The organism is Desulfovibrio sp. 1214_IL3152, assembly GCF_036763055.1.
Classification (GTDB): domain Bacteria; phylum Desulfobacterota; class Desulfovibrionia; order Desulfovibrionales; family Desulfovibrionaceae; genus Desulfovibrio.
This window is the reverse complement of sequence record NZ_JBAIYW010000627.1, coordinates 1-5,631: the sequence shown is the minus strand read 5'-3', so window position 1 is coordinate 5,631 and position 5,631 is coordinate 1. Positions and strand designations below refer to the sequence as shown.

At 57.3% G+C, this 5,631-nt stretch carries 7 protein-coding genes; 4 read left to right on the top strand and 3 right to left on the bottom strand.

Translation table 11 applies throughout. The features are described 5' to 3' along the window. Both V6C07_RS13080 and V6C07_RS13075 read left to right on the top strand, forming a co-directional pair. The coding region (locus V6C07_RS13080; RefSeq protein WP_333536916.1) for an ABC-type transport auxiliary lipoprotein family protein at nucleotides 1-317 on the top strand (317 nt) is incomplete at its 5' end. Further along, entirely contained in the window at nucleotides 314-1,393 is a 1,080-nt protein-coding gene (locus V6C07_RS13075) for an HD-GYP domain-containing protein (RefSeq protein ID WP_333536915.1), read from the top strand. The genes V6C07_RS13080 and V6C07_RS13075, both read left to right, overlap by 4 nt. Nucleotides 1,394-1,878: 485 nt before the next feature. On the opposite strand, the gene grpE is transcribed toward V6C07_RS13075, so the two are convergent. Then, a complete protein-coding gene (gene grpE, locus V6C07_RS13070) occupies nucleotides 1,879-2,502 on the bottom strand; it encodes a nucleotide exchange factor GrpE (protein WP_333536914.1) in 624 nt (207 codons plus the stop codon). Between the two features lie 119 nt (nucleotides 2,503-2,621). Then, the gene (locus tag V6C07_RS13065) at nucleotides 2,622-2,801 is read right to left on the bottom strand and encodes a hypothetical protein (RefSeq protein ID WP_333536913.1); all 180 of its coding nucleotides are present in this window, start codon (nucleotides 2,799-2,801) and stop codon (nucleotides 2,622-2,624) included. Nucleotides 2,802-2,837: 36 nt separating this feature from the next. On the opposite strand from V6C07_RS13065, the gene V6C07_RS13060 reads away from it, so the two are divergent. Then, nucleotides 2,838-4,097 (top strand): hypothetical protein, encoded by a 1,260-nt coding sequence (locus V6C07_RS13060; RefSeq protein ID WP_333536912.1) that lies wholly within the window; start codon nucleotides 2,838-2,840, stop codon nucleotides 4,095-4,097. 179 nt (nucleotides 4,098-4,276) lie between these two features. Here the strand turns inward: V6C07_RS13060 and V6C07_RS13055 are convergent, their stop codons facing one another. Next, nucleotides 4,277-4,489, bottom strand: coding sequence for a hypothetical protein (locus tag V6C07_RS13055; protein WP_333536911.1), 213 nt, complete (start codon nucleotides 4,487-4,489; stop codon nucleotides 4,277-4,279). Nucleotides 4,490-4,687: 198 nt separating this feature from the next. On the opposite strand from V6C07_RS13055, the gene hisD reads away from it, so the two are divergent. Beyond that, on the top strand, nucleotides 4,688-5,631 hold a 944-nt coding region (gene hisD, locus V6C07_RS13050; RefSeq protein ID WP_333536910.1), incomplete at its 3' end, for a histidinol dehydrogenase.

Below are 5,631 nucleotides of genomic sequence, written 5' to 3'. Positions count from 1 at the left end.
TCGAAGTGCTCACCCGCCCCATGCTCGCCAGCGGCGTTAACGTGCTGCCCGCCGGGGACGAATCCACTGCCGACTACGTGCTGTACCTGGACGTGCAGCGCCTGGACGGCAATTTCGACCAGAAGGCCGTGCTTGATGTGCGCTGGACACTGAGGGACAAGTATAACGATGTGCTCGCGCGCGGCATTTATGTGGATGAAGAGAACGTGAGCGGAAAAACCTACGACATCCTTACCGCCGCTGAAAGCCGCATGGTGCAACGCATGGCCGAACATCTGACCCGGCGGCTGCCCGGCTTTACCGGAGGCAGGCAGTGAACGAGGCGGCAGCCCAGCGCAGCCGCATACTGCTTGTGGACGACGCTCCGGAAAACTTACGCATCCTGAGCGAAAGCCTGCGCGAGGACTATACCATCATGTTTGCCAAAAACGGCCCGGACGCGCTGCGCCTGGCTATGGGCAACCAGCCGCCGGACCTCATCCTGCTTGACGTCATCATGCCGGGCATGAACGGATACGAAGTCTGCCGCAGGCTCAAGGAAGAGTCCGCCACACGCGACATTCCCATCATGTTCATCACAGCCCAGAATGAAGAAACAGACGAGGCCACCGGCCTTTCCCTGGGCGCGCAGGACTACATCGCCAAGCCCTTTCGTGTTTCTCTGGTGCGCAACAGGGTTGCCAACCAGCTGAAATACAAACGCTACCGTGATCATCTCAATGACCTGGTACACGAGCGCACACGCCAGTTGGCCCTCACTCAGGAAGCCACCATTCATGCCATGGCAAGCCTTGCCGAATGGCGGGACACCGAAACGGGCGCACACATTAAAAGAACACAGAACTATGTGAAAGCGCTGGCGCTGCACATGGCCGGACAGCACAAATACCGTCATCAGCTGGATGCGGACGTCATCTCCTGGCTCTACCTTTCGGCTCCCCTGCACGATGTAGGCAAGGTCGCCATTGCCGACACGGTGCTGCACAAACCCGGTCCCCTCACGGATGAAGAATACGAGGCCATGAAGGCGCACACTGTGCTTGGCAGAAATGTTCTTGCGGCTGCGGACAAGTTTTTGGGCGAAGACTCTTTTCTGAAGATGGCCTGCGACATTGCCTACTGCCATCATGAGCGATGGGACGGCCGGGGCTATCCGCAGGGGCTGAAAGAAGAAGAAATTCCGCTTCCCGCGCGGCTCATGAGCCTTGCGGACGTGTACGACGCCCTGCGCAGCCAGCGCGTTTACAAACCTGCCATGACGCATGAAAGCGCAGCAAAAATCATACTGGACGGCAAGGGAACCCAGTTCGACCCGGATGTTGTCGATGCCTTTATGGCTATTCAGGAACAGTTCAAGACCATTGCCGAACGTTATAAAGACCTGGAAGGCTAACCGGCAAAGGCATGGCCTTTCGGTTTGCAGCGGTGGGGCTTTTGGCCCGGCCTCACCATGCCTTAACCGGAGCGTATTACTGTTGTCGCTGCACCGGAAAAGCGGTGGGAACGGACATTCTCAAAGGTAATCTGCTCCAAGACGCGTAACAGCGCGGAGCTACATGGCGCTGCCAGCCTGGCCAGCAAGCCCTGCCCCAACGGTTTAAGCCGGTATACCCTTTGGTTGAAAGCACCTCTGCGGAACAGCCCGAGGGCGAACTTGCTGTGTATGTAAAGCCCCCCTTGGAACATGCCGTGAAGGCATTTCAGGGCCTAACAACTCCAAATGCTTTCAGGGGCAATCTTATCAGCACCACCCGCGTGGCTGGTGTTTTTTGCCTCTTGTGCTGGCGCGCCAAGCTGGCGGCGAGCATACCGAAAAGAGGCCGTAACCACCGGAAATCCGGAAATTACGGCCTCTTTTGCTTTCGCTCGAAGCATAGTTCAGGGATTGACCATAACCTTTGCGGGGCGCAGCAAGCGCCCGCCAAGTTTGTATCCTCGCTGAAGCAGGCGGGCCACAGAATTGGGGGCAAGCTCCGGCCGGGCGTCAAAACCCACGGCTTCATGTATGGCCGGGTCAAATTCTTCGCCTTCTTCGCCCACCGGCACAAGCCCGTGTCCGGCAACAGCTTCAAGAAGCAGCTTGCGCGTCATTGCCACGCCCTGCAGCATATCCTTGCACGCCTCGTTGGTGCTGCCGTATTGCAAAGCCAGATCAAGATTGTCAAGGGTGGGCAAAAGATCGCCCAAAACCTTTTCGGCGGCGTAACGCATTTGCTCTTCATGCTCACGCTTGAGGCGCTTCTGAAAGTTATCCATCTCAGCAGCCATGCGCAAACGCATTTCTTCCACCTCGGCCTTGCACCGGGCCTCTACTTCCGTCGCAGAAAGAACATCGCCCTGCTCTGTCATTGCGTCAGCCATGCCTTCAAGCAAGGTGTCGTCCAACTCGCCGGGCATTTCTCCCATGCCGTCCGGCGCGGAAAAGTGCAGGCTGTCTTCCGAAAATTCGTCTTCCGGTTGCGCTGCCCTTTCATAAGATTTGTGCATCTTGTGACGCTGCATGATCCCTCCTGAGTCGCCCCGCCCGCAGGCGGCCGCGTTCATTCCTTGTAACTAAGTTCGGGTTTCCAGACTGTCAAGGCTTCAGGAGACTTGACGTATATTGAGATTAGAATATAAAATTATAAATAAGCATTGTCATATTTACAAATCATGCCGCCGGCATGGCTCACGCCGGCAAGACGATCATAACAAATATACGTTTTTTTCGATTGTGTCATGCTCCGGCTTTGCAGGCGGTTGCCAAAGGCCGGCCCGGACATGGCTGTGCGTTCAGGGCTGCCGTTCTGCCCGGCAGGCAACGACTTGATTCTCCTTATGCCACAGGAGGGCGTATCATGTCATGGCGCAGTGCTGTCATCCTGCATCTTGGTGCGTTTTATCTGCTTTTCGTTCCTCTGCGGCTTTTTGCCGCCGAAATCTACTTCACGCCGCAACTGGGGCTGCGCCCCCTGCCCGAGCTTGCCTGCACTGAAGGAGATTCGGCTTACTGCAACCAGGCCCTGCCCCGTACCCTGCTGATCACAGCGCCTGTTGTGGAAGACCCCGACTGGTACTCGCCCCCGCCCGATAAGGCGCGCAAAAGACCGCGCTATGTGGGCTGCCAGTCGTCAAGCCAGTATCTGCCCGTCCTGCAGGAAGCTCTTGAGGGCAATCCCGTAGCCATGGCCGACCTCATCATCCGCATCCAGTGCGAGCGCCCGGCCCTGGCCGCCGCACATCCTGACATCCCGCCTTTCATGCATTCCATATCGTTCTGGCTGGAGTGGGCCGCGCGCTACACGTCCCCGGGCTGGATATACACCCGTTTGGCCCTTTATGATGACGGCATAGGCCAGACCCGCAGCGCCTATACACGGGGGGCCTTTCTTGGTGATCCCAAAGCCATGCATGCCTATGCCACTCGCTGGAACACCGGCACCAACCTTCACTGGCTGCTCATGGCCGCCGATGCGGGCTATGGCCCGGCCGCGCATGAAATATCCCGCTGGTATCGCTTCGGCGGACAAAATTGCGGCTATACCCTCCCCAAGGCTCCGGACGCCGAAATGGCGCACCGGTATCGCACCATAGCCATGAACAAGGGTTATTCCCGGGCTTTCGTCCATGCCGTTTTTGAAGCGCTGGCTGACGACAATTCGCCCCAGGCTTTGGAAGACGCCTGCGTGTATACCCATATCGGGCGTGTACTTGAAAAGACCGACAATGGCCTTCTGCTTGTTGACAGCCCGCTGCCTCAAATCCAACCCATAGCTTTTGACCAGATGCTGTCATATGCCCTGTGCGCGGTTTTACCGCCCCGTCCCCTGCTGTCTCGGGAAGAAAAGCTGCACTTTCAGGATTCGCAAAAAATCAGACGCCCCCGCACCATTGATCCTGAAATGCAAAGCAGGGCCATAGAGCGGGCCACGGCCTGGCTACGCGCCTTTCAGGCACAACGCCAGGCAGAACTGGAAATGGAGCGCGAACGAAGGGGAGCCTTGACCGCACAGTTGCGGGAACTGTGCAGCCCTGCCCTCACATACCTTGCCAAAGCGCAAGAAAGCGTACCCCAGGCGCTGCCTGTCACAGTACGCCACACGCCGCCCTTCATTTAGAGCATTTAACACTTGAAATGCTCGTTTCCGGCAGGCAAAAGCCTGCCTCCTCGCATTTCGTGGCAAGGATTTTCAAGGAAATCCTTGCAGAGCAGTTAACTCATTTCATTCGTTAACTGCTCTAGTCATCCCATCGTACAAGAGAGGTATTGCAACATCCGGCGTGCTTTCAGCGCTGTTTATCCGCGTGGGTAAACAGCGCTGCTGTTTTTAATCGGCAACGTTTTCAAGCAGTATTGCTGGTTGCTGACATTTTCGATGCCCGGCAAACAGATTTTGGCAAGGGAATTTTGACAAAGAGGTTCTGGCAAAGAGGCTCTGGCAAGGATGCCATAAGGAATATTGTGAACTTCAGACAGAAAACCATCGGCGGCTCCAGTTCTGGCATACATTGAAAAACTGCCGCCCCTCAACACTGCGCGATCAAACAGAATTTATGACTGATCAGGCCCGATTTTCAGTGGTTCTGGTTTTCCTGACCAAGTGCCGAGAGAAAAACACCATGCCGGCTGCCTTTCTCAAGCGGCGGCGAGTCTCGACATTCACAGGAGCCTTCTGTATATTCCCCCAATCGAGGTGAGGAAAATACTATGACATGCCGGACTTTGACTCTGCATAATGAGCAGGAGTGGCCCAAGCTTGCCCAATGGCTGCAAGGCCGCAACAACCCCGGTGACGGGGTGGAGAGCGCCGTGCGCGACATTATCGCTGCCGTGCGCGAAAAGGGCGATGAAGCCCTGGTGGAATATACCCGTAATTTTGACTGCCCGGATTTTGCCCCCCCCCTGCTCGTCAGCGAGCAGGAAATCGCCCGTGCGGCGGCCTCTGTTTCCATTGAAAACAGAGAAATCATCAGTCAGGCCGCCACCCACATCCGCTCCTTTCATGAAGCGCAAACGGAAAAATCCTGGTTTACCACGCGGCCTGACGGCAGCATTCTGGGGCAGCACGTTTTGCCCGTTGACGCTGCCGGGCTTTATGTGCCGGGCGGACAAGGCGGCAATACCCCGCTGATCTCAAGTCTGCTCATGACCGCCATTCCGGCGCAGGTTGCCGGTGTGCCGCGTCTTGCCATCTGTACGCCGCCCCGCAAGGACGGCAGCGTCAACCCCCATATTCTGGCTGCCGCCCATCTGCTGGACATTGAAGAAGTGTACCGCGTCGGCGGGGCCTGGTCCGTGGCGGGCATGGCCTATGGCACGGAAAGCATGGCTCCGGTGGATGTCATTGCCGGGCCGGGCAACATTTTTGTCACCACTGCCAAGCGTCTGGTGCAAGGCACGGTGGGCATCGACATGATCGCCGGTCCAAGCGAGGTGCTTATCCTGGCAGACTCTTCGGCCAATGCCGAATGGCTTGCCGCAGATATGCTGTCGCAAGCCGAGCACGACACGCTTGCGTCGGCAATCTGCGTTACTGATGATCAGCGTTTGGCCGACAATCTCTGGCAGGAGCTGACCAAACAGTGCGCCGCCCTGCCCAGAGCCACCACAGCCGCCCGCTCGCTTGAGGACTGGGGGGCCATTGTGGTCAC